24 protein-coding genes are annotated in these 23,614 nt (G+C 60.3%); 17 read left to right on the top strand and 7 right to left on the bottom strand.

Annotation, left to right across the window (positions count from 1 at the left end; genetic code table 11):
- Nucleotides 1-201 precede the first annotated feature (201 nt).
- Nucleotides 202-972 carry a class II glutamine amidotransferase gene (locus tag V8G57_RS10510; protein ID WP_342829336.1) on the top strand — a complete coding sequence of 257 codons (771 nt, stop codon included), beginning with the start codon at nucleotides 202-204 and terminating at the stop codon, nucleotides 970-972.
- A 1-nt stretch (nucleotide 973) separates the two neighbouring features.
- Here V8G57_RS10510 and V8G57_RS10505 read toward each other — a convergent pair whose 3' ends face one another.
- Entirely contained in the window at nucleotides 974-1,741 is a 768-nt protein-coding gene (locus tag V8G57_RS10505; RefSeq protein ID WP_092395427.1) for an exodeoxyribonuclease III, read from the bottom strand.
- A gap of 222 nt (nucleotides 1,742-1,963) precedes the next feature.
- Between V8G57_RS10505 and pyrE the strand changes: the two genes are divergently transcribed.
- A complete protein-coding gene (gene pyrE / locus V8G57_RS10500; protein WP_092395425.1) occupies nucleotides 1,964-2,629 on the top strand; it encodes an orotate phosphoribosyltransferase in 666 nt (221 codons plus the stop codon).
- Nucleotides 2,630-2,681: 52 nt separating this feature from the next.
- Complete coding sequence (locus V8G57_RS10495; RefSeq protein WP_342829335.1) at nucleotides 2,682-3,335, top strand: DUF4124 domain-containing protein; 654 nt, start codon at nucleotides 2,682-2,684, stop codon at nucleotides 3,333-3,335.
- 58 nt (nucleotides 3,336-3,393) lie between these two features.
- Here V8G57_RS10495 and gatB read toward each other — a convergent pair whose 3' ends face one another.
- From gatB to gatC, 4 genes are all read right to left on the bottom strand, one after another.
- Nucleotides 3,394-4,854, bottom strand: coding sequence for an Asp-tRNA(Asn)/Glu-tRNA(Gln) amidotransferase subunit GatB (gene gatB, locus V8G57_RS10490; RefSeq protein WP_342829334.1), 1,461 nt, complete (start codon nucleotides 4,852-4,854; stop codon nucleotides 3,394-3,396).
- Nucleotides 4,855-4,864: 10 nt separating this feature from the next.
- Complete coding sequence (locus tag V8G57_RS10485; protein ID WP_092395419.1) at nucleotides 4,865-5,398, bottom strand: hypothetical protein; 534 nt, start codon at nucleotides 5,396-5,398, stop codon at nucleotides 4,865-4,867.
- A gap of 17 nt (nucleotides 5,399-5,415) precedes the next feature.
- Entirely contained in the window at nucleotides 5,416-6,882 is a 1,467-nt protein-coding gene (gatA, locus tag V8G57_RS10480) for an Asp-tRNA(Asn)/Glu-tRNA(Gln) amidotransferase subunit GatA (RefSeq protein ID WP_342829333.1), read from the bottom strand.
- A gap of 62 nt (nucleotides 6,883-6,944) precedes the next feature.
- Entirely contained in the window at nucleotides 6,945-7,247 is a 303-nt protein-coding gene (gene gatC / locus V8G57_RS10475) for an Asp-tRNA(Asn)/Glu-tRNA(Gln) amidotransferase subunit GatC (protein ID WP_061541870.1), read from the bottom strand.
- A 246-nt stretch (nucleotides 7,248-7,493) separates the two neighbouring features.
- Here gatC and V8G57_RS10470 point away from each other — a divergent pair, with 246 nt between their 5' ends.
- The 11 genes from V8G57_RS10470 to V8G57_RS10420 all read left to right on the top strand — a co-directional run bounded on the left by V8G57_RS10470 (nucleotide 7,494) and on the right by V8G57_RS10420 (nucleotide 18,912).
- A complete protein-coding gene (locus tag V8G57_RS10470) occupies nucleotides 7,494-8,537 on the top strand; it encodes a rod shape-determining protein (protein ID WP_041742639.1) in 1,044 nt (347 codons plus the stop codon).
- A gap of 173 nt (nucleotides 8,538-8,710) precedes the next feature.
- A complete protein-coding gene (gene mreC, locus V8G57_RS10465) occupies nucleotides 8,711-9,709 on the top strand; it encodes a rod shape-determining protein MreC (RefSeq protein ID WP_092395415.1) in 999 nt (332 codons plus the stop codon).
- Nucleotides 9,706-10,218 carry a rod shape-determining protein MreD gene (mreD, locus tag V8G57_RS10460; protein ID WP_014008092.1) on the top strand — a complete coding sequence of 171 codons (513 nt, stop codon included), beginning with the start codon at nucleotides 9,706-9,708 and terminating at the stop codon, nucleotides 10,216-10,218. The genes mreC and mreD overlap by 4 nt, the downstream gene beginning before the upstream one ends.
- Before the next feature lie 8 nt (nucleotides 10,219-10,226).
- Nucleotides 10,227-12,203, top strand: a complete 1,977-nt coding sequence (gene mrdA, locus V8G57_RS10455) for a penicillin-binding protein 2 (protein ID WP_092395413.1) — start codon at nucleotides 10,227-10,229, stop codon at nucleotides 12,201-12,203.
- Between the two features lie 23 nt (nucleotides 12,204-12,226).
- Nucleotides 12,227-13,339, top strand: a complete 1,113-nt coding sequence (rodA, locus tag V8G57_RS10450) for a rod shape-determining protein RodA (RefSeq protein WP_092395411.1) — start codon at nucleotides 12,227-12,229, stop codon at nucleotides 13,337-13,339.
- Between the two features lie 78 nt (nucleotides 13,340-13,417).
- Nucleotides 13,418-14,500: a septal ring lytic transglycosylase RlpA family protein gene (locus V8G57_RS10445; protein WP_092395409.1), complete on the top strand. Its 1,083-nt coding sequence runs from the start codon at nucleotides 13,418-13,420 to the stop codon at nucleotides 14,498-14,500.
- 206 nt (nucleotides 14,501-14,706) lie between these two features.
- Nucleotides 14,707-15,552 carry a phosphonate ABC transporter ATP-binding protein gene (gene phnC, locus V8G57_RS10440; protein ID WP_092395407.1) on the top strand — a complete coding sequence of 282 codons (846 nt, stop codon included), beginning with the start codon at nucleotides 14,707-14,709 and terminating at the stop codon, nucleotides 15,550-15,552.
- Between the two features lie 51 nt (nucleotides 15,553-15,603).
- Nucleotides 15,604-16,578 carry a phosphonate ABC transporter substrate-binding protein gene (gene phnD / locus V8G57_RS10435; protein WP_092395405.1) on the top strand — a complete coding sequence of 325 codons (975 nt, stop codon included), beginning with the start codon at nucleotides 15,604-15,606 and terminating at the stop codon, nucleotides 16,576-16,578.
- Between the two features lie 27 nt (nucleotides 16,579-16,605).
- Complete coding sequence (gene phnE, locus V8G57_RS10430; RefSeq protein WP_371326566.1) at nucleotides 16,606-17,385, top strand: phosphonate ABC transporter, permease protein PhnE; 780 nt, start codon at nucleotides 16,606-16,608, stop codon at nucleotides 17,383-17,385.
- A 140-nt stretch (nucleotides 17,386-17,525) separates the two neighbouring features.
- Nucleotides 17,526-18,020: a GNAT family N-acetyltransferase gene (locus V8G57_RS10425; protein WP_092395401.1), complete on the top strand. Its 495-nt coding sequence runs from the start codon at nucleotides 17,526-17,528 to the stop codon at nucleotides 18,018-18,020.
- Nucleotides 18,021-18,060: 40 nt separating this feature from the next.
- Nucleotides 18,061-18,912 (top strand): D-hexose-6-phosphate mutarotase, encoded by an 852-nt coding sequence (locus tag V8G57_RS10420; protein ID WP_342829328.1) that lies wholly within the window; start codon nucleotides 18,061-18,063, stop codon nucleotides 18,910-18,912.
- Here V8G57_RS10420 and fmt read toward each other — a convergent pair.
- Both fmt and def read right to left on the bottom strand, forming a co-directional pair.
- Nucleotides 18,909-19,862: a methionyl-tRNA formyltransferase gene (gene fmt, locus V8G57_RS10415; RefSeq protein ID WP_342829326.1), complete on the bottom strand. Its 954-nt coding sequence runs from the start codon at nucleotides 19,860-19,862 to the stop codon at nucleotides 18,909-18,911. The two genes, V8G57_RS10420 and fmt, sit on opposite strands and share 4 nt — an antisense overlap.
- 92 nt (nucleotides 19,863-19,954) lie before the next feature.
- On the bottom strand, nucleotides 19,955-20,485 hold the full coding sequence (def, locus tag V8G57_RS10410; protein ID WP_144738301.1) for a peptide deformylase: 531 nt from the start codon (nucleotides 20,483-20,485) through the stop codon (nucleotides 19,955-19,957).
- 172 nt (nucleotides 20,486-20,657) lie between these two features.
- On the opposite strand from def, the gene V8G57_RS10405 reads away from it, so the two are divergent.
- From V8G57_RS10405 to V8G57_RS10395, 3 genes are all read left to right on the top strand, one after another.
- Nucleotides 20,658-21,722: a LysM peptidoglycan-binding domain-containing protein gene (locus tag V8G57_RS10405; protein WP_342829325.1), complete on the top strand. Its 1,065-nt coding sequence runs from the start codon at nucleotides 20,658-20,660 to the stop codon at nucleotides 21,720-21,722.
- 15 nt (nucleotides 21,723-21,737) lie between these two features.
- Nucleotides 21,738-22,943, top strand: a complete 1,206-nt coding sequence (dprA, locus tag V8G57_RS10400; RefSeq protein WP_342829469.1) for a DNA-processing protein DprA — start codon at nucleotides 21,738-21,740, stop codon at nucleotides 22,941-22,943.
- A 171-nt stretch (nucleotides 22,944-23,114) separates the two neighbouring features.
- Nucleotides 23,115-23,594 carry a Smg family protein gene (locus V8G57_RS10395; protein WP_014008079.1) on the top strand — a complete coding sequence of 160 codons (480 nt, stop codon included), beginning with the start codon at nucleotides 23,115-23,117 and terminating at the stop codon, nucleotides 23,592-23,594.
- The last annotated feature ends 20 nt before the right edge of the window (nucleotides 23,595-23,614 follow it).

Below are 23,614 nucleotides of genomic sequence, written 5' to 3'. Positions count from 1 at the left end.
CCGGATCTGGTGCCGGCGCTCATTTTCCGTACATATTGCTGGCAAAGCGGCCGCGGGCCATTTGAGGCAGGCTATACAAGGTATAGCGCCGAACTGATATCGCCACCATATTTAACTTTTGCTTACGGCTGCTGCGTGATAACGTTACCGGGCGACAGGCAGGATCTGTCATTAGCGGCTTATCTCACTTGGTTCAGGAATATGTGTCAGTTACTTGGAATGAACTGCAATGTGCCGACCGACATTGTGTTCAGTTTTACCGGGTTCGCCACCCGCGGCGGCCAGACCGGCCATCATAGCGACGGCTGGGGCATCGCCTTCTTCGAAGGCAGCGGCGTGCGCCATTTTGTCGATTACCAGGCAGCAATTGCATCGCCGGTAGCGGAGCTGATCCGGCGCTGCCCGATCAAGTCGAAAAATGTCATCGCCCATATCCGCAAAGCTACCCAGGGCCAGGTCGCCTTGCAAAACTGCCATCCGTTTGTGCGCGAGCTATGGGGCCGCTACTGGGTGTTTGCCCACAACGGCGATCTCAAGGAATTTGCGCCGCAGCTGGACGGGCCATACCGGCCGGTCGGCAATACCGACAGCGAACTGGCTTTCTGCTACCTGCTGCAGCAGCTGCGGCGCCGTTTCGGCGATACGCCGCCGGCGCAGGCCGAGCTGACGCGCGCTGTGCATGAACTGACGCGTGAGATAGCCACCCACGGTACTTTCAACGTGATGTTGTCGGATGGCTCGGCCCTGTACACGCATTGCTCCACCAATCTGTATTACATCGTGCGCCAGTTTCCGTTTGCCGAAGCCCATCTGTCGGACGAAGACGTCAGCGTCGACTTCTCGCAAGTGACGACGCCGCAAGACCGGGTAGCGGTGATCGTCACCGAACCGCTCACCACCAACGAAGTGTGGACCAAGTTCGGCGAAGGCGAGCTGATCGTGTTTGTCGACGGCCAGCCGGTCCAGGCCTAAGTCAGGTGTAGTCGATCGTCAGCGGCGCGTGGTCCGAGAAGCGCTCGTCCTTGTAGATGGCGACGGCATGCGCATTGGCGGCGATGCCGGGAGTGGAGATGTGGTAATCGATGCGCCAGCCGACGTTCTTGGCCCAGGCTTGGCCGCGGTTGCTCCACCAGGTGTATTGTTCGTCGCGCTGGTCGACCTGGCGAAACACGTCGACCAGGCCCACTTGTTCAAACAGGTGGGTGAGCCAGGCGCGTTCTTCCGGCAGGAAGCCGGAATTTTTCTTGTTGCCCTTCCAGTTCTTCAGGTCGCGTTCCTGGTGCGCGATATTCCAGTCGCCGCAGATGACGACTTCGCGGCCGCTTTCCCTGAGTTGCTGCAGGTGCGGCAGGAAGGCTTCCATGAAGCGGAACTTGGCGATCTGCCGTTCTTCGCTGGAGGAGCCGGACGGGCAGTACAGCGAAATCACCGTCAGGTCGCCAAAATCGCACTCCACATAACGCCCTTCGGCGTCGAATTCAGGATTGCCGAAGCCTATCCGCACAGCGTTGGGCTTGCGCTTGCTATACAGGCCGACGCCCGAATAACCCTTCTTTTCAGCGTAGTGGAAGTGGCCGACGTAGCCTTCCGGCGCCAGGAATTCCGGCGTCATGTCGGCGGCTTGCGCCTTCAGTTCCTGGACACAGATGAAATCGGCTGACTGCTTGGCCATCCATTCAAAAAAGCCTTTTCTGGCCGCTGAGCGGATGCCGTTGAGATTGGCGGAAATGATTCTTGGCATGTTTGGTCGATAAAAAAGAGTATAAGGAGATGCCTAAGGATAACCGAAGGCCCGTTGTCGTGCGCGAGGCAGGTTGCAGGTTAAAAACGGTCTGCGGGCAGGCATGGTGTTTGCACTTACTGCTGTGGAAGGGATGAACTCCATTTAAAATGGCGGTCTGGTGTCGCTAATGTGCTGTAAACAGCGACAAAATTTGTCAGCCTCAACCGTCTGGAGTGCATTTTGAACAATTTACGTCAACAATTTATAGAATTTGCGGTCAAGGCTGGAGTACTGAAATTCGGCGAGTTCGTGACCAAGGCAGGGCGCACCTCACCGTATTTCTTCAATGCGGGCATGTTCAACGAGGGCGCCGCGCTGGGGCAGCTGGCGCAGTTTTATGCGCGTACCCTGATTGATTCGGGTTTGCAATTTGACATGTTGTTCGGGCCAGCCTATAAAGGCATCACGCTGGCGTCGGCGACCGCGGTGGCGCTGGCGGCGCAAGGACGCAATGTGCAGTTTGCCTATAACCGCAAGGAAGCCAAGGATCACGGCGAGGGCGGCAATATCGTCGGCGGGCCGTTGAAGGGGCGCGTGCTGATCATCGACGACGTGATTTCGGCCGGCACTTCGGTGCGCGAATCGGTAGAGATGATCCGCGCGGCCGGCGCCACGCCATGTGCGGTGGTGATTGCGCTGGACCGGATGGAGAAATCCGGCAAGGACGATGCGCTGTCGGCCAACTCGGCAGTAGAAGAAGTAACGCAAGCGTATGGCATGCCGGTGATTTCGATCGGCAACCTGAACGACTTGCTGGAATATATTTCCGGCGCTGGCGCCGACGCTGAACTGAACCGCTACCAGGCAGCAGTGGCGGCTTACCGCGAGCGTTACGGCGTAGCATGACGGCAGGCCCGTCGTCTGCGCCGGATGGCAAATCAATGTGTAGCTGTCGTGGATGATGGGAATGAATCGGATTGCTCTAACTTTTTTGCGGAGTTTGTTTTTCAGTGCGGCTGGGCTGCTGCCGTTGCTTGTGCACGGCCAGATTTATACCTGCAAGGATGCGGCCGGCCACACCATCACCGGCGACCATCCGATGCCGGAATGCTCCAACAGCAAGGTGCTGGAGCTGAGCAAGGCCGGCGTGGTCAAACGCGAAATCCCGGCGCCGCTGACGGCCGAGCAAAAGCGCCAGCAGCAGGCGCTGGACGACAAGCGCCGCGTCGAGCAGGCGGCGGAAGAACAGCGGCGCCAGCAGGACCGCGCGCTGCTGTCGCGTTATCGCAGCGAAGCCGACATCGAAGCTTCGCGCCGCTATTACCTGTCGCTGTCGCAAGACCTGATCAAACGCGACCAGGTAGCCATCGACGATGCGCAGAACCAGCTGAAAGCCGCCAATACCGAAGCTGAATTTTACAAGCACCGGAAAACCTTGCCGGCCTCGCTGCGCAGCAAGATCGACGACGCCAACCGCGACATCGCCTACAACCAGAAAAGCATGGCGGACCACCAGGCTGAGCTAGGCCGCATCAACGGCAAGTTCGACGAAACGCTGAAACACTACAGGGAATTGATTGGTGCGATGCCGGAGGCGCAGGTGTCTCGCTAGGCAGGAAGGAAGATGGTCAAGCCATAGCGGCTGGCGATAGCGCCAGCCGCTATTTTTTTTAAGCAGTCAGTTTCTGCTTCAGCAGCTCGGTCAGTTGCGCAGGATTGGCCTTGCCCTTGGTGGCTTTCATGGCTTGGCCGATCAGGGCATTGAACGCTTTTTCCTTGCCGGCGCGGAATTCCTCGACCGATTTGGCGTTGGCCGCCAAAACTTCATCGATGATTTTTTCCAGCGCGCCGCTATCGGAAATCTGCTTCAGTCCCTTGCTTTCGATAATCTCGTCGGCCAGGTTCTCCTGCGCGGACCGGGCGTCCCACATGGCGCCGAACACTTCCTTGGCGATCTTGTTGGAGATCGTGCCGTCGGCGATGCGCTGCAGCAGCACTGCCAGCTGGACCGCACTGACAGGCGCATCGGCAACCTCGACGTTTTCACGGTTCAGCGCCGAAGACAGGTCGCCCATCAGCCAGTTGGCGGCGGGTTTGGCTTGCTCCTTGCCGGCTTTCACGGTAACCGCTTCGAAGTAGCCGGCCATCGCTTTCGACTGGGTCAGCACTGCGGCGTCGTATTCCGACAGGCCGAAATCGCGCACGAAACGCTCGCGCATCGCGCCCGGCAGTTCCGGCATGGTGGCCCGCACGCGCTCAACCCATTCCGCGCCGATCACCAGCGGCGGCAGGTCGGGATCCGGGAAATAGCGGTAATCCTGGGAATCTTCCTTGCTGCGCATCGAGCGCGTTTCCTTCTTGTCAGGATCGTAGAGGCGGGTTTCCTGCACCACCTTGCCGCCGTCTTCGATCACTTCGATCTGGCGCCGCACTTCGTAGTTGATGGCCTCTTCCAGGAAGCGGAAGGAGTTCAGGTTCTTGATTTCGCTGCGGGTGCCGTAGGTAGCCTGGCCGACCGGGCGCACCGAGACGTTGGCGTCGCAGCGGAACGATCCTTCCTGCATGTTGCCGTCGCAAATCCCCAGCCACATCACCAGCGAGTGCAACGCCTTGGCATAGGCCACCGCTTCGGCGGCGCTGCGCATGTCCGGTTCGGTGACGATTTCCAGCAGCGGGGTGCCGGCGCGGTTGAGGTCGATGCCGCTCATGCCCTGGTAATCTTCATGCAGCGATTTGCCGGCGTCTTCTTCCAGGTGGGCGCGCGTCAGCTGCACGGTCCTGAGTTCGCTTTTGCCGTCTTTTTCCAGCACGAAGGAAACCTTGCCGCCCTGGACCACCGGAATTTCAAACTGACTGATCTGGTAGCCCTTCGGCAGGTCGGGATAGAAGTAGTTTTTGCGCGCAAAGATCGACTGCGGCGCAATCGTCGCGTTCACCGCCAGGCCGAACTGGATCGCACGCTCCACCGCGCCGCGGTTGAGCACTGGCAGCACGCCGGGCAGCGCGAGGTCGACCGGGCTGGCCTGGGTGTTGGGAGCGGCGCCGAACTGGGTCGACGAGCCGCTGAAGATTTTTGATTTGGTCGAGAGTTGCGTATGCGTTTCCAGACCGATCACGACTTCCCACTGCATAATGATTTCCTTATTTATCTTGGTAACTACACTCGCCGGTTTTCAAATCCACCGACAGTTCCGTAAAATTCGCTCTTGAGCCGCACAGCGCCGGGCAGCTTGGTATCACGTGCAACCTGTCGCCGTCGCGCTGCAGGCGGATGCTGCAATTCATGCCGTGATCGTAAAAATCATAGCCGCGCTGGCGGCGTGCGGCGGCCGCATCTTTCAAGGTGATGCGCCAGTTGTCCTTGCCGCCATCCTGCCGGACTTCGGCTTGCGGGTCATCGCCCGTGTCGATGCTGCATTCGAAACCGTGGGTCGGCCGGTACAGCGCCGACTCCCAGCGCAATGCTTCGATGCGGTCGCCGTCCAGCTTGAATTCGCCGGTGTCGCCGTAGATCACTTTTTCACCATCCGTTTCGCGCGTCAGGTTGCAGCCGAATTTGGTCTGCAATTGCTGCGCCTGGATTGCCGGCGTCAACAGCGTGGCGCCAAAGGCGAACAAAGCCAATGCCGCCAGCCTGGCGCGGCGATTCCGGGAAAAAAGCAAGATCGATGACATCACGAGGCGATCGCTCTTTACTCGGGGCTGCGCACATGCCAGTCGGTCACGCGCTGGTACTGGTGCGCGACGTTGAGCAGCCTGGCTTCCTCGTAATAATTGCCGATGATCTGCAGGCCGACCGGGCGCCGCGCATTTTTCTCGCCCTGGCCGAAACCGCAAGGTATCGACATGCCGGGCAGGCCGGCCAGGCTGGTCGACAGCGTGTAGATGTCGGCCAGGTAGTTGGCGACCGGATCGTCCGCCTTGGCGCCCAGGTCCCAGGCCACGGTCGGCGAGACCGGCCCCATGATGACGTCGCACTGGCGGTTCGGGCCGGTCAGCGCGTTCTGGAAATCCTGGGCGATCAGGCGGCGGATCTTTTGCGCCTGCAGGTAGTAGGCGTCGTAATAGCCATGCGACAGCACATAGGCGCCGACCAGGATGCGGCGCTTCACTTCTTCGCCGAAACCTTCCGCGCGCGACTTCTTGTACATGTCGGCCAGGTCCTTGTAATCGGCGGCGCGGTGGCCGTAGCGGACGCCGTCGAAGCGGCTCAGGTTGGACGATGCTTCGGCCGGTGCGATCACGTAGTAGACCGGGATCGACAGCTCGGTTTTCGGCAGCGATATGTCGACCAGCGTGGCGCCCAGCTTTTCATATTCCTGCAGCGCCGCGCGCACCGCCTGTTCGACATCGGCCGACAGGCCGCTGCTGAAATATTCGCGCGGAATGCCGATGCGCAGGCCCTTCAGGTCTTGGTCGAGGCCGGCGCTGAAGTCTTCCTTCTTGCGTTCCAGGCTGGTCGAATCGCGCGCATCGAAACCGGTCATGGCGTTCAGCAGCAAGGCGCAGTCTTCCGCGGTTTGCGCTATCGGGCCAGCCTGGTCCAGCGACGAGGCGAAGGCGATCATGCCGAAGCGCGAGACGCTGCCGTAAGTCGGCTTGATGCCGGTGACGCCGCACAGCGAGGCTGGCTGGCGGATCGAGCCGCCGGTGTCGGTGGCGGTCGCGGCAGGCGTCAGGCGCGCCGCAACGGCCGCTGCCGAACCGCCCGATGAACCGCCAGGAATCGCGGTCTTGTCCCAAGGATTCTTGACCGGGCCGAAGTGCGAATTTTCATTGGACGACCCCATGGCGAATTCATCGCAGTTCAGTTTGCCCAGGGTCACCATGCCGGCGTTGTTGAAATGTTCTACCACGGTGGCGTCGAACGGGCTGATGTAGTTTTCCAGCATTTTCGAACCGGCGGTGGCGCGCCAGCCGCGCGTCACGAAAATATCCTTGTGGGCGATCGGCACGCCGGTCAGCGGCGTGCTGTCGTTTTGCGCCAGGCGCGAGTCGGCGGCGCGCGCCTGTTGCAGCGTCAGCTCCTGGTCGACGTGCAGGAACGCATTCAGGTCGCTGTGCTGGATCCTGGCCAGGTACAGCTGCGCCAGTTCCTCGGCCGAGATCTTCTTTTCGTGTAGCAGCACCGACAGTTGCTTGAGTGTTTTGGTATGCATGAGTACTTTTAAATATGAGCTTTGCGGGATATCCAAGGCTTGCACATGGCGCAAGCTTCGATTTATTCGATGACCTTCGGCACCAGGTACAGGCCGTCTTCGGTTGCCGGCGCCACTTTCTGGTAATCCTCGCGATGATTCGATTCGGTCACCACGTCGTCGCGCAAGCGCAGCGACAAATCCTGCTGCAGCGCTGCAATCGGGTGGCTCAGCGGCTCGATGCCGGTGGTGTCTACCGCGCGCATCTGCTCGACCAGCGAGAAAATGCCGTTCAGTTTGTCGAGTGTGGAAGCGGCCTGGTCTTCGGTGAGTTCGAGGCGTGCCAGGTTGGCAATGCGCTTAACGTCGGAAAGGGCTAATGACATGATTTTCGTTTTTCGAGCGCGCACTTAGGCGCATATGATTAAAATGGAAATACTTTGCTTGCCGATAACTTCTCAGATTTTTGTAAATAGCAAGCATTTTGAGCGCTATACGCCCTAATTTGAGTCAAATTATAAGGTAGAATGTTGCGTCCATGCGGCAGGTAATCGATCTTTACCATGCGCCGGATACTAGACACCCCCCTAAAAAACGTTTGAGCGCATCATTGTTGCGCATTGGAACAATTCATGTTTGGATTTTTACGCAGTTACTTTTCGAATGACCTGGCGATTGACCTGGGTACCGCGAATACGCTGATTTATGTACGCGACCAAGGTATTGTCCTCGATGAGCCGTCGGTTGTCGCAATTCGCCAGCAGGGCGGGCCTAACGGCAAGAAAACAATCCAGGCCGTCGGGCGGGAAGCAAAACAGATGCTGGGCAAGGTTCCCGGCAATATCGAAGCGATCCGGCCGATGAAAGACGGCGTGATCGCCGACTTCACCGTCACCGAGCAGATGCTCAAGCAGTTCATCCGCATGGTGCATGACACCAAGCTGTTCAAACCATCGCCGCGCATCATCATCTGCGTGCCTTGCGGCTCGACCCAGGTTGAGCGCCGCGCGATCCGCGAATCGGCGCTGGGCGCCGGCGCATCCCAGGTATTCCTGATCGAAGAGCCGATGGCGGCGGCAATCGGCGCCGGCCTGCCGGTATCGGACGCCACCGGTTCGATGGTGGTCGACATCGGCGGCGGCACTACCGAAGTCGGCATCATTTCGCTGGGCGGCATGGTCTACAAGGGCTCGGTCCGCGTCGGCGGCGACAAGTTTGACGAAGCCATCGTCAATTACATCCGCCGCAACTACGGCATGCTGATCGGCGAACAGACCGCCGAAGCGATCAAGAAGGAAATCGGCTCCGCCTTCCCGGGTTCGGAAGTGCGCGAAATGGAAGTCAAGGGACGCAACCTGTCGGAAGGCATCCCGCGCTCGTTCACCATCTCCAGCAATGAAATCCTGGAAGCCCTGACCGACCCGCTCAACAACATCGTTTCCGCCGTCAAGAACGCGCTGGAACAGACCCCGCCGGAACTGGGCGCGGACATCGCCGAGAAGGGCATGATGCTGACCGGCGGCGGCGCCTTGCTGCGCGACCTGGACCGCCTGCTGATGGAAGAAACAGGTTTGCCGGTAATCGTGGCCGAAGACCCGCTGACCTGCGTGGTGCGCGGCTCCGGCATGGCGCTGGAGCGGATGGACAAGCTGGGCTCGATCTTTTCCTACGAGTAAACCAGATTGATGCGACGCTTGCCCAGCCTCTCCAGCGTGCTCTTGAGGTCGGGCAGCGGCAACCGGGTCGGTGCATTGATGCATGCGACCCGCTTTCGTATCTACGGCATGAACATGCGCATGAACGTGTTTGTACCGCCAGCCATTGACCAAACCGAACCCGTCCATTACTGATGGAATACAGTCCACCACCCCTCTTCAAGCAAGGCGCTTCGGCCCGCGCCAAGGCGGTGATATGCACGCTGCTGGCGCTGGCCCTGCTGATTGCCGATTCGCGTATCCACGCCTTGCTGTTGCTGCGCCAGGCGGTCGGCACCGCGCTTTATCCTTTGCAGATGGTGGCCCTGATGCCGCGTGACGCGGCCAACAGGGTGGTCGATTATTTTTCTTCGCTGTCGACGGTGGAAAAAGAAAACCAGACCTTGCGCAACCAGCAAGGCGAACGCGCCCAGCAATTGCAGCAGGCGCAGCAGCTGGCCGCTGAAAATGCCCAGCTGCGCAAACTGCTCGGGGTCGAACAGCGGCTGTCCGTGAAATCGGTGATGAGCGAAATCCTGTACGACGCGCGCGACCAGTTTGCCCGCAAGGTGATCATGGACCGCGGCTCCCAGCATGGCGTCGCCACCGGCCAGCCGGTGATCGACGACGCCGGCATCGTCGGCCAGGTGACGCGCGTATTCCCGTTTACCTCCGAAGTGACGCTGCTGACCGACAAGGACCAGGCGATCCCGGTGCAGGTGCTGCGCAACGGCTTGCGCAGCGTGGCTTACGGGCGCGGCCAGTCGGGCTACCTGGACTTGCGTTTCATGTCTTCCAACGCCGATATCCAGAAGGGCGACCTGCTGGTGACTTCCGGCATCGACGGCGTTTATCCGGCCGGCCTGTCGGTAGCCAAGGTGGTGCAGGTCGAAACCAAGTCGGCTGACGCCTTTGCGCATATCGTCTGCGAACCGGTGGCCGGCATCGACCGCCATACCCAGCTGCTGATCCTGCTGGTTGATCCCAATCCCGTAGCGCGCCCGGATGATGAAGCTGCGATCCCCAATAGCAAGGCCGACATATTGAGCAAGCGCCGGCTGACCGAAAGCACGCGCGACAAGACCAGGGAAGCGGCGAAAGAAAGCAATGCCGAAGCCGCGCGTAAAAATCCGCAAGGAGCCGGCGTCCGATGATGCGTCCACATTACATCCTGTTGCCGGCCAATCCGCTGTTCATTGCGATGACGCTGCTGCTGGCATTCCTGCTTAACCTGCTGCCCTGGGGCCAGTGGCCCGGCGTGCCGGATTTCGTGGCGCTGGTGCTGGTGTTCTGGAGCATCCACCAGCCGCGCAAGATCGGCATCGGCATCGCCTTTTGCATGGGCTTGCTGATGGATGTGCACGAAGCTACCTTGCTCGGCCAGAATGCGCTGGCGTACACGCTGCTGTCTTACTTTGCCATCATGATCCATCGCCGCGTGCTGTGGTTCTCGGTCAGCGTGCAGGCGCTGCACGTCCTGCCTCTGATGCTGCTGACGCAGCTGATACAGCTGGTGATACGGATGTCCGTCAGCGGCAAGTTTCCGGGCTGGCTGTATTTTGCCGAGAGTTTCGTCTGCGTGGCGCTGTGGCCTGTCGTGGTGTGGCTGCTGCTGGCGCCGCAACGGCGTGCGGTCGACCGCGACGATAACCGTCCAATCTAGCCGCATTCATGACTGAATTCAAAAACACCGAACACGAACTGCGCAAGTTCCGCCTGCGGATTACCGCGGCCGTGGCTTTTGTGCTGATCTGCTTCGGCTTGCTCGGCGCGCGTTTTATCTGGCTGCAGGTGGTGCGCCACGATGCCTACGCGGCGCAAGCCGAGGACAACCGGATTTCGCTGGTGCCGGTGGTGCCCAACCGCGGCCTGATCATGGACCGCAACGGCGTCATCCTGGCGCGCAACTATTCCGCTTACACGCTGGAAATTACCCGCTCCAAGATCCGCGGCGACCTGGAAGGCGTGATCGACGAGCTGGCGCAGGTAGTCAGCATCACGCCGAAAGACCGGCGCCGTTTCAAGAAGCTGCTGGAAGATTCCAAGAGTTTCGCCAGCCTGCCGATCCGCACCCGCCTGACCGACGAAGAAGTGGCGCGTTTCACCGCGCAGCGCTACCGCTTCCCGGGGATCGACGTGCAGGCGCGCCTGTTCCGCCAGTATCCGCTGGGCGAAGTGGCGGCGCACGTGATCGGCTACATCGGCCGCATCAACCAGAAAGACGCCGACCGCATCGACGACAGCGAGGACGCCGCCAACTACAAAGGGACCAGCTACATCGGCAAGGATGGCCTGGAAAAGAGCTACGAACAGCAGCTGCACGGCAACACCGGCTACGAAGAAATCGAAATCGCCGCCAGCGGCCGCGCCGTGCGCAGCATGTCGCATGTCTCAGCGACACCCGGCAACAACCTGATCCTGTCGATCGACATCGAATTGCAGAAGGTGGTGGAGGAAGCATTCGGCGACCGCCGCGGCGCGCTGGTGGCGATCGAACCGTCCACCGGCGACGTGCTGGCATATGTCTCGCAGCCATCGTTCGATCCCAACCTGTTTGTCGAAGGCATCGACCAGCAAAGCTGGGACGAGCTGAACAACTCGCCCGACCATCCCCTGATCAACCGCCCCATGAGCGGCAGCTATGCTCCGGGCTCGACCTACAAGCCGTTCATGGCGCTGGCGGCGCTGGAGCTGGGCAAGCGCACGCCGGCTTTCGCGATCAACGATATCGGCTATTTCATGCTGGGCGGCCACCGTTTCCGCGACGACAAGGTGGGCGGCCACGGCCGGGTCGACATGTACAAATCGATCGTGGTTTCCTGCGACACCTATTACTACATGCTGGCCAACGACCTCGGTCCTGACACCATCCACGATTTCATGAAACCCTTCGGTTTCGGCCAGCTGACCGGCATCGACCTGGAACATGAACAGCGCGGCATCCTGCCGTCGACCGACTGGAAGCGCAAATACTACAAACGCGTGGCGGCGCAGAAATGGGTAGGCGGCGACACCATTTCGCTTGGCATCGGCCAGGGTTTCAATGCTTTCACGCCGTTGCAGATGGCGCACGCGGTGGCGACCCTGGTCAACGACGGCGTGGTGATGAAGCCGCACCTGGTCAAGATCATCGAAGATGGCGTCACGCGCCAGCACACCCAGACGGTGCCGAAGGAAAGCTACCGTATCCCGCTGAAGCAGGAAAACATCGATTTCATCAAGCGCGCCATGGTCGGCGTCACGCATGAAGGCACCGGCGCCAAGGTGTTTGCCGGCGCCGGCTACGAGTCGGGCGGCAAGACCGGTACGGCGCAGGTGGTCGGCATCAAGCAAGGTGAAAAATACGATGCCAAGAAACTCAATGCGCGCATGCACGATCACGCCTGGTACACCGCGTTCGCCCCGGCCGACAAGCCGCGAATCGCGATTGCGGTGATTGTCGAGAACGGCGGCTTCGGCGCGGCGGCGGCGGCGCCGATAGTACGCAAGGCGCTGGATTATTATTTGCTGGGCAAGCGCCCCGGCGATGGCAACAAGGCCGCGGTGCTGGAAGAAGAACCGGCGCCGGTCGACGAAGACACGAAGCCGGCGGACGGCACCGACAACAGCTACAAGCCGGGCGAAGAAACGCCAGGCAACAGGGAATAAGCGGGAATGAGCGAGAGCAAGCGATGAGCCTGAGCGACAAACACCACTGGCTGCGCAGCATCAAATCCCATATAGCGGTATTTGACGGCGCGCTGTCGCTGATCATTTTCCTGATACTGGCGGTCGGCATTGTCACCTTGTATTCGGCCGGCATCGATTTCCCGGGCCGGGTCGAGGACCAGCTGCGCAATATCCTGGTCGCGTTTGTCATCATGTGGGTCGCCGCCAACGTGCCGCCGCAGACCCTGATGCGGTTTGCCGTGCCGATTTATACGATAGGGGTGGCGCTGCTGATTGCAGTGGCGGTGTTCGGCATCGTCAAGAAAGGTTCGCGCCGCTGGATCAATGTCGGCGTGGTGATCCAGCCCTCCGAGATCATGAAAATCGCCATGCCGCTGATGCTGGCCTGGTATTTCCAGAAGCGCGAGGGCATGATCAGCTGGCGCGATTACCTGGTGGCGGCGGTGATGCTGGCGCTGCCGGTCGGCCTGATCATTCGCCAGCCGGACCTGGGCACCGGCACCCTGGTGCTGGCAGCGGGCTTCTACGTGATCTTCCTGGCGGGCTTGTCATGGCGCGTGCTGATCGGCCTGGCGGTCGCCGCCGGCGCCAGCCTGCCGGTGCTGTGGTCGGTGCTGCACGATTACCAGCGGCAGCGGGTGATGATGCTGATCGATCCTACTTCGGATCCGCTCGGCAAAGGTTTCCATATCATCCAGTCAACCATCGCGGTCGGATCCGGCGGCGTGTTTGGCAAGGGCTGGCTGAAAGGCACGCAAGCGCACCTGGAATTCATCCCGGAACGCACCACGGACTTCATTTTTGCGGTATTTTCTGAAGAATTCGGCCTGATCGGCAACTGCGTCCTGCTGTTCCTCTATATTTTGCTGATCGGGCGCGGCATGATGATCGCCGCCAATGCGCCAACCATGTTTACACGCTTGCTGGCCGGTTCCATCACCTTGATTTTCTTTACTTATGCATTCGTTAACATGGGCATGGTCAGCGGCATTTTGCCGGTGGTCGGGGTACCGTTGCCATTCATGAGCTACGGCGGCACCGCGCTGGTCACGCTGGGGCTGGGCGCCGGCATACTGATGAGCATCCAGCGCCATCGCAAGCTGATACAGACTTGAGCACGTTGAACTTGTGCGGCCGGAACCGGGTCCATTGATGCAATTATCTGTTTTGAATCGCCATCATCAGGAGAGTGCATGCTAAGGCGCCGCCACAACGTTGCTACATATTCCAGCGCCTTGCTGCTGTCGCTGATCCTGGCCGGCTGCGGCACCTCGCCGAAAACCTCTTCAATCCCGGCCGCCCCGGCCAAATCGGGCGCAGGCGGCATCGCCGGCCGCAACGTGCCGGCGCTGCCGCCTGCCGGCTCCGGCCGCGGCGGCTACTACAAGGATGACGGCCCGGGCGATTCCGCCCCTGAGGGGCTGCTGGACACCCCGGACGCAGTTCCCGTGGTTGAACCCTACTCGCGTACCGGCAACAAGCCTTATGTCGTATTTGGCAAGACCTACACGCCGCTGACCGACGACCAGCCGTTCAAGCAACGCGGCATCGGCAGCTGGTACGGCAAGAAATTCCATAAGCAAAAGACATCCTCCGGCGAGCTGTACGACATGTACAAGATGACCGCCGCCCATCCGACCTTGCCGATTCCTTCCTATGCGCGGGTAACCAACCTGAAGACCGGCGCCCAGGTGATCGTGCGGGTCAACGACCGCGGTCCGTTCCACTCTAGCCGCATCATCGACCTGTCCTACACCGCGGCGCTGAAACTCGGTTACCTGAGCAGCGGCAGCAGCCAGCTGGAGGTGGAGCGCCTGCTGCCGGCCGACATCATCGCGCTGAACAGGCAGCGCGGCAGCACGCCGGCGCCGCAGGCCGCGGCATTGCCGGCGCCGGCTGCCGAGCCGCCCAGGGATAACACGGCGCCTGCCGTAGTCACAACCGAATCGGTCGACATGCCAGTGCTGACCGCGCAACCGCTGCTGATCAGCCAGACGTCGCCAACGCCGGCAGCGCCTCCCGCAGCCAGCAGTAGCTCGCTGGCGGCAGGTTTCTACCTGCAGTTCGGCGCCTATGCACAGCAAGCCAATGCGGACGGTGCGCGTTCCCGCCTGATGCAGGAGCTGTCGGGCGTGGTGACATCGCTCGACAGCGTTGCGGTGAACGGCATGTATCGTTTATATGCCGGACCGTATTCCAGCCGTGCTGACGCCGACAGCATCTTGCAGCAGATCCGGCAACGTTCCGGCGCTACGGCGATTGTCGTGCAGCGTTAGCAGATTTGCTACCTTCTCCCTTGTTCTTCCTTGCCATCGTTGCATGGCAACGCACCTCTTGCGGTTCGGCTCTCTGAGCCTGGATCGGCCCTGACCGTGGCGCCGGGCCCGGTTTGCGGTAACCGAATGGTCACACAAATTTCATACGCCTGACATATTTGACCGCAATACTTCCGCCATTCAAAAGCGTAACGGCGGTACATATCATGGTTGAAATCAAAGGTTTGTCAAAGACGTTCCGTGGCGGTTTCCGCGCCCTCGACAATGTCAGCCTGCGCTTCGCGCAGGGCGAAATGGTAGCCTTGATCGGTGCATCCGGTTCTGGAAAATCGACTCTTTTGCGCCATATTTCCGGATTGATGGCTGCAGATAACAGCGGCGGCACAATCTCCATCGACGGCCAGTCAGTCCAGAAGGACGGCATGGTCGACCGCAATATCCGCGCGGTGCGCGCCAACGTCGGTTTCGTTTTCCAGCAATTCAATCTGGTGGGCCGGCTGCCGGTGCTGACCAATGTCCTGACCGGCGGCCTGTCGCGCATGCCGCTCTGGCGCAGCTGCTTCAAATTGTTTACCGCCGAAGAAAAAGCATTGGGCCTGGAAGCGCTGGCGCGGGTCGGCATTTCCGACCATGCGTACAAACGCGCTTCCGCACTCTCGGGCGGCCAGCAGCAACGTGCCGCGATTGCCCGCACCATCGTGCAGAAGGCGCGCGTGGTGCTGGCCGACGAACCGATCGCCTCGCTCGATCCGGAGTCGGCGCGGCGTGTGATGCAGACGCTGGCCGACGTCAACCAGCGCGACGGCAGCACGGTCCTGGTGTCGCTGCACCAGGTCGATGTCGCCTTGCGCTTTTGCCCGCGCACGGTGGCTTTGCATAAAGGCCGCGTCGTATACGACGGCCCTTCCAGCGCCCTGACCGAGCCGATGCTGCGCGAACTGTATGGCAGCGAAGCGGAAGACATCCTGGGCGGCTCCAACACCTTGACCCGGCCCGCTGTAGCCGTACCAACGCCTTTCGACAGCGTACCGGCGCTGGCGGTGGCAGCCTGAAATACATCTCGTCATTGAATATCACCTCTTTCCACTCAGGAGTTCCACATCATGTTTGCAAAATTATTTTCCGGCGCCGCAATCACCATGGCGATGCTGGCAGCGTCGGCTGCGCACGCCGATGACGTCAAGGTGCTGAACTTCGGCATCATTTCAACCGAATCGTCGAAAAACCTGAAGCAGGACTGGCAGCCGGTGCTCGATGAACTGAGCAAGCGTACCGGCATCAAGGTCAACGGTTTCTTTGCTTCCGACTACGCCGGCATCATTGAAGGCATGCGCTTCGGCAAGGTGCAGATGGGCTGGTTTGGCAACAAGTCGGCGATGGAAGCGGTCGACCGCGCGAGCGGCGAAGTGTTCGCGCACGTGGTCAATCCGGACGGCAGCGCCGGCTACTACAGCCTGGTGGGCGTGCAGAAGGACAGCCCGAACAAGAGCATCGAAGACATCTTGAAAAACGCCAAGAGCCTGACCTTCGGCATCGGCGATCCGAATTCGACCTCGGGTTTCCTGGTGCCGAGCTACTACATTTTTGCAAAGAACAATGTCGATTCGAAGACAGCGTTCAAAGTGATCCGTACTTCCAATCATGAAGCCAACATCCTGGCGGTCGCCAACAAGCAGATCGACGCCGCCGTGTTTGCTTCCGACACCATGGCTCGCATCGAAGAGCGCCAGCCGGCCGTTGCCAAGGAAGTCCGGATCGTCTGGAAATCGCCACTGATCGCCGCCGATCCGCTGGTATGGCGCAAAGACTTGCCGGCCGACCTCAAGGCCAAGATCAAGGAATTTTTCGTTACCTACGGCAAGACCGGTCCTAACGCCGCACAGGAAAAAGCGCAGCTGGCCAAGCTGGAATACAGCGGCTTTGAAGAATCCAGCGATGCGCAGCTGAATCCGATCCGCCAGCTCGAACTGTTCAAGCAAAAGGGCAAGCTGGAAGCGGACGCCAACCTCAGCGCCGACGACAAGAAAGCCAAGCTGGACGATATCAACCGCAAATTGTCCGACCTGGCCAAATCCTAAGCAATGACAAGTCCTGCATCCCTGAAAATGGAAACCGCGTTTCCCGCGCCGCCCAAGCAATCGATAGGCCGCACCCTGTTCTGGGGCGTGCTGCTGGCAGTCCTGATCGCTTCCTGGCGCGGGGCCGACATGCGGCCGCTGGAACTGCTGCGCGACGGCGGCAACATGGGCACTTACGCCGCCAGTTTTTTCCCGCCCGATTTCCATGACTGGCGCACCTACCTGCAGGAATTGATCGTGACCATACAGATCGCGGTCTGGGGTACGGCACTGGCAGTGGTGTGCGCAGTGCCCTGCGGTTTGCTGGCCTCGTCCAATATCGCGCCGGCCTGGGTCAACCAGCCGGTGCGGCGTCTGATGGATGCGGCGCGCGCCATCAATGAAATGGTGTTTGCGATGCTGTTCGTGGTGGCGGTCGGGCTGGGGCCGTTTGCCGGCGTGCTGGCCTTGTTTGTGGCAACCACAGGCACCTTGTCCAAGCTGTTTTCGGAAGCGGTCGAAGCCATCGATCCGCAGCCGGTCGAGGGAATACGCGCCACCGGCGCCAACGCCCTGGAAGAGATTGTCTACGGCGTGCTGCCGCAAGTGATGCCGTTGTGGATTTCCTACGTGCTGTATCGCTTCGAAGCCAATGTCCGTTCGGCAACGGTAGTCGGCATGGTCGGCGCCGGCGGCATCGGCGTGATTTTATGGGAAGTGATCCGCAGCTTCGAATATGGCCAGACTTGCGCCGTGCTGATCATGATCGTGCTGGCGGTGAGCATGATCGACCTGGTTTCGTCGCGTTTGCGCAAATTGTTTATTTAAATATTCCGTTTCAGTTTTCATATCACTAACCGGCGCGCCGCTTGCGATTTACCGCAAGGCGGCTGCGCCGTTTTTCTATGCGCGGAATTTTCGGTATAGTCTTTACTCTCTCGAATAATTTCGATACGGAGTAAAGAGCAATGACTTCCGCCGTTTCCGACCATCCCTTGCCGCACGTGACAGTGCGCCAGGCCACGCCTGGCGACGCCGAGGTCCTGGTGGCGCTGCTGGCCGAGATGGATGATGAGCCCGCCCGCGCCGTGCTGGACGCTGAAGGCGCACGCCAGATCATGGCCAGGATGGCGGCCTATCCATACTTCCGGGCGTTCCTGGTGTTTGCCGACGGGGTAGCGGTCGGCACTTTCAGCCTGCTGGTTTTCTGCAGCCTGACCCATGAAGGCAGCGAACAGGCCGTGATGGACGCCGTCGTCATCAGCCGCGCTTGCCGCGGCCAGGGTATCGGCAGCGTGATGCTGGACCATGCGGTGCGCATCGCCGGCGAGGCCGGCTGCTACAAGATTGCGCTGTCGTCCAACCTGAAGCGCATGGACGCGCATCGCTTCTATGAACATTTCGGCTTCACGCAGCACGGAATCAGTTTGGCGGTCCCGCTTCCCCAATCAGTAAACGGATGAACTTCTGCATGATGTGCTGCTAGCGACGGGAGAAATGATTATGCTAAATCCAGAAAACCTGCAAGAAACCAACGATTTCATCATTGCCATCGCGGCCGATGGCGCGCGGGTGGAAGTGGCGCTGCACGGCGCCCACGTCTGTTCCTGGCGCGGGCCGGACGGCGTCGAGCGTTTGTTCATGAGTCCGCTGAATTCATGGCGCAGCGATGCGGCTATCCGCGGCGGCATCCCGGTGATTTTCCCGCAGTTCGCCAGCGAAGGACCGTTGCCGAAGCATGGCTTTGCCCGCCTTAGCACGTGGGCCTTGCTGGAGTCTTCGCGGCAGCTGGACGGCAGCGGGCTGGTCCGTCTCGGGCTGGCCGATTCAGAGCAGACCAGACAGGTCTTTCCGCATGCCTTTACGCTCGAGCTGCGCATCACATTTTCCGGCCAGAGCCTGAATACCGAGCTGGTGGTGACAAATACCGGCAAGCAGCCTTTCGCATTCACCTGCGCCTTGCATACCTATCTGAATGTACATGTCGCGGAGGCTGCCCTGTACGGGTTGCAAGGCTATCGCTATCGCGACTCGGTCGACAACCGCCGCATCAAGATTGCGGAGGAGGAGATCCTGCATATCGCCGAGGAGGTTGACCGGGTGTATTTTGCGGTCGACAAGCCGATTACCCTGGGCGGCCGCAAGCAAAGCATGATTGCGACCCAGGCCGGGTTTGCCGATGCGGTGGTGTGGAATCCCTGGGAAAACGGCTGCGCAAAAATTGCCGACCTGAAGCTGGATTCTTACCGGCATTTTGTCTGCATCGAAGCCGCCACAGTTGAGCATCCGGTCCTGCTGGCGCCGGACACGAGCTGGAGCGGCGCCCAAAACCTGGAATGCGTGCTGGTCGCCTAGTCGAATTTGCCGCCCTGCATCGGGAAGGCTTTCAGGAACTCGGCCGCCGGCAAGCGTTTGCCGCCCGGTTTCTGCAATTCGGTGATGCGCAATGCTCCGCTGCCGCACGCCACGATCACGCCATCTTGCGGATCGGCGCTGATGATCGTTCCCGCAGCATGCTTGCCGTCGCCGGCCAGCACTTGCGCTTGCCACAGCTTCAGGGTGACGCCTGCGAACACGGCGCAGGCGGCCGGGAACGGGTTGAGTGCGCGTATCTTGCGCTCCAGGATTTCGGCCGGCAGCGAGAAATCGAGGACGGCTTCTTCCTTGCTGATCTTGGCGGCGTAGGTTACGCCTTGCTCCGGCTGCGGTGTTGCCGGCAGGGCGTCCTGCTCCAGGCGGCGCAGCGCTTCGACAATCATGTCGCCGCCGAGTTTTGCCATCTTGTCATGCAGTGTGCCGGTGGTATCGCTGGCGCCGATCGCCATTTTCTCGACCAGCAGCATCGCTCCGGTATCCAGCCCCTGGTCCATCTGCATGATGGTGATGCCGGTCTCGCTGTCGCCGGCCTCGATCGCCCGGTGGATAGGCGCCGCGCCGCGCCAGCGCGGCAGCAGCGAACCGTGGATGTTGAGGCAGCCGCGCGGCGGTATGTCCAGCACGCTGAGCGGCAGGATCAGGCCGTAGGCAGCCACCACCATGATGTCGTGCGGCGTGTTGCGCAACAGCGCATGCGCTTCCCTGGCGACGTCGGGGTACTTGCCGTCCAGCCGCAGCGATACCGGCTGCGCCACCGGTATCTGGTGCTCCAGCGCGAATCGCTTGACCGGCGATGCATGCAGCTGCATGCCGCGGCCGGCCGGGCGGTCGGGCTGGGTCAGCACCAGCGGGATCTGATGACCGGCGTCGTGCAAGGCCTTGAGCGCCACGGCGGCGAATTCGGGAGTTCCGGCGAAGATGATTTTCATGAGGAGGATGGTACAGGAGCTCAAAATAGTTGCGGGACAAGATGCAGGAACCGGGTTCCTTGCAATTTGTCCCGCAATATATAAAAAAATGCTTATCTTGTAGCGTATTGCTTGTCGCGTTTCTGTTCGCGCTCTTCCTTGAGCATCTTGGCCTTGATCCGGTTGCGTTTCAGCGGCGACAGGTATTCGACGAAAACCTTGCCCTTCAGGTGATCCATTTCATGCTGGATGCACACCGCCAATAGCCCGTCGGCATCGACTTCAAACGGATTGCCGTCGGCATCCAGGGCGCGCACCTTGACCCGCGCCGGACGTTCGACGCCGTCGTAGACGCCGGGCACCGACAGGCAGCCTTCGTCGTAAACCTGTTTTTCTTCGCTGGCCCAGAGGATTTCCGGATTGATGAAAACCCGCAGGTCGGTGCCGGTATCGGAAGTGTCGATCACCACCAGCTGTTCATGGACGTCGACTTGCGAAGCGGCCAGCCCGACGCCGGGCGCTTCGTACATGGTTTCGGCCATGTCGGCGATCAATTTTTTGAGCCGTGTGTCAAAAACTGTCACTGGCTTGGCAATTTTGTGCAAACGGACGTCAGGATAACGCAGGATATTTAATAAGGACATACAAGATTGCGTGACAATTTAGGCGGTTTGGAAGGGGTTTTCTCTTGCTAGTTCAATCGATTATGGGCAAAATTTGATTCACTATGGCAAGTTTTTTGCTTTGCCGATCAAAGCCGTGGCGACGAAACGAGGGTGTAGGCGCCAATTTAACGCAGTATCCACCGGAAACAATATGAAAAAGTTTAGCACAGCTGCACTCCTTCTTGCTTTAAGTGCCGGATTTGGCGGCATGGCCCATGCCCAAGCGGTCAAGACCATGCGTTGTGAATTCTTGCCCAATGCCCCGGATCAGCACGTTGTAGTGCGTGGCGATACGCTGTGGGGAATCTCCGGGCAGTTCCTGCAACATCCATGGTGCTGGCCGCAGGTGTGGGGCCTGAACCAGGACCAGATCCGCAATCCGCACTGGATTTATCCAGGCCAGATCGTTTATTTCGACCGCGTCAACGGCCGCCTGCGCCTCGGCAAGTCGGCAGGCGAGCCCGGTGTCGTGAAATTGTCGCCGCAAACGCGCGTGCAAGGCATTGGCCGCGATGCGATCAACGCTATTTCCACCGACGCCATCGGGCCGTTCTTGTCGCAGCCGCTGATCGTTGAAGACGACGCGCTGGACAGTTCGCCGCATATCGTGGCGGTCCAGGACGGCCACCTGAACCTCGGCAAGGGCGACAAGGCTTATGTCCGCGGCGACCTGGCGGACGCCAGCGCGTTCCAGGTATTCCGTCCAGGCAATCCGCTCAAGGATCCAGAGACCGGCAAGGTGATCGCTAATGAAGCGCTGTACCTCGGCACCTTGAAGCTGGAGCGCAGAGGCAAGACTCCTGACGAAGCGGCTACATTCAGCGTGGTCGACACCAAGGAAGAAATGCAGGTCGGCGACCGCATCATTCCGCGTCCGGTCGAACCGATCCTGAATTATGTGCCGCATGCGCCTGCCGGCGAAGTCAACGCCCGCGTGGTCTCGGTCTACGGCGGCGTGGCGGCTGCAGCGCAGAACCAGATCCTCAGCATCAACCGCGGCAAGGCTGACAATATCGATATCGGCACCGTGCTGCAGCTGTACCGTTTCGGCAAGACCATCAAGGATCCTGCCGATCACAACAACAAGGTCAAGCTGCCGGACGAACAATACGGTACCCTGTTCATTTTCCGTGTCTTCAACCATATTTCCTATGGCCTGATCATGGAAGTCCAGAATACGGTCGACATCGGCGATATTGCCAGGTCGCCGGAATAAAGGTGTTTGCTGCTGTTGGCCACGATAAACAACGATACTCTTGATGACGATGGCGGCGGTGTAAGCGGCCGCCCGCCAGCCGCTTACACCGCAACCGACGCCGATGAGCTGGCAGCCTGGTTGCGCCTCGAGCAGACTGCCGGCGTCGGCGCGGAAACCGCGCGCCGGCTGCTGGCGGCCTTCGGCCTTCCGGCCAATATCTTTTCCTCTTCCTTTTCTGCCTTGCACAAGGTGGTGCCCGAGCGCATTGCCTATGCTTTGCTGGCGGCGCCGTCGGATGCTGTCCAGGCGCTGACAGAGCGCACCCGGGAATGGCTGCAGCAGCCTGGCAACCGGCTGCTCACGCTGGCTGACAGCAGCTACCCGCAAGCCTTGCTGGATATTTCCGATCCGCCGCTGATGCTGTACGTGAAGGGGCGCACCGAACTGCTGGAGCGGCCGGCCATGGCTGTGGTTGGCAGCCGCAACGCCACGGTCCAGGGCGTCGCCAATGCCGACCGGTTTGCTGAAATCCTCAGCCAGCGCGGCCTCACCATCATCTCCGGCATGGCTCTGGGAATAGACGCCGCCGCCCACCAGGGCGCTTTGCGCGGCGCTGCCGGCAGGCCCGAGGGCGGCAGTACGGTGGCAGTGATCGGCACCGGCGCCGACATCGTCTACCCGGCTCGCAATCGCGGCCTGGCGCACCAGATTGCCGAGGCCGGCTGCATTGTCAGCGAGTATCCGCTGGGCATGCCCGGCGTCGCCGCCAACTTCCCGCGCCGCAACCGCATCATTTCCGGCTTGGCACGCGGCGTGCTAGTAGTCGAAGCAGCGGCGCAATCCGGTTCGTTGATCACTGCCAGGATGGCGGCCGAGCAGGGACGAGACGTATTTGCGATCCCCGGTTCGATCCATTCACCGCTGTCGAAAGGCTGCCACCAGCTGATCAAGCAGGGCGCCAAGCTGGTGGAGTCGGCCCAGGATATCCTGGAGGAACTGGGCAGCTTGCAGGCGGCCGCGGCGATCCCCGCAGAACCGGCAGTCGCGCCTGACGCTGCGCCGGCTGACAGCGGCGGCCAGGAACTGCTTGCGATACTCGGGCATGATCCGGTCGGTTTTGACGAGCTGGCGGCGCGCAGCGGCAGCGATGCGGCTAGCTTGAGCGGACAGCTGCTGGAACTGGAACTGGCAGGTTTGGTAGAGGTTTTACCCGGCGCAATTTACCGCCGCGTCGGCTGATGCCGGCAAGGCAAAAGAATGATGCTATTTTGCCATTTCGGGCAGTCTGGCATAAATCTGCGATACTAGTATACGTATACCGTTGGCTGAAACGGCTTTATTGCCCGGTGTTTTTAGGCTTACCCTTGTACTTTGCTTGTCTTACCCTTACCTTAGCGATACAGTAGAACCATGTTTGAAGTCCTTGTTTATCTGTATGAAACTTATTATCGGCCCGACGCCTGCCCTGAACCGGAGGCCTTGGTCAAGAAGCTGTCGGCGATCGGCTTTGAAGAAGAAGAGATAGCCAAGGCGCTCGGCTGGCTGACGGACCTGGCGGAAACCAACCATGAGTTCGCCGACAAATACCCGCAGCAAACCGCTTTTTCTTTTGGCATCCGCATCTACGCCCAGCAAGAGATCGACGTGCTGGGCATTCCTGCGATTGGCTTCATCCAGTTCCTGGAGTCGGCCAAGATGCTCAACCCGGTGCAACGCGAGATTGTCATTGAGCGCGCGTTGACCGTCAGCGAGACTCCGGTCCCGCTCGACAAACTCAAGGTGATCGTATTGATGGTGCTATGGAGCCAAGGCAAGGAGCCGGACGGCCTGATGTTCGACGAGCTGTTTCTCGACGAAGACGACGATCCTGAGCCGCGCCAGCTGCATTAAACGCGACTTTCACCTGCTGC

The organism is Collimonas rhizosphaerae (assembly GCF_038896935.1).
GTDB classification, from domain to species: domain Bacteria; phylum Pseudomonadota; class Gammaproteobacteria; order Burkholderiales; family Burkholderiaceae_D; genus Collimonas; species Collimonas rhizosphaerae.
The sequence above is the reverse complement of the archived record's forward strand: the minus strand, read 5'-3'. Positions and strand labels throughout refer to the sequence as shown.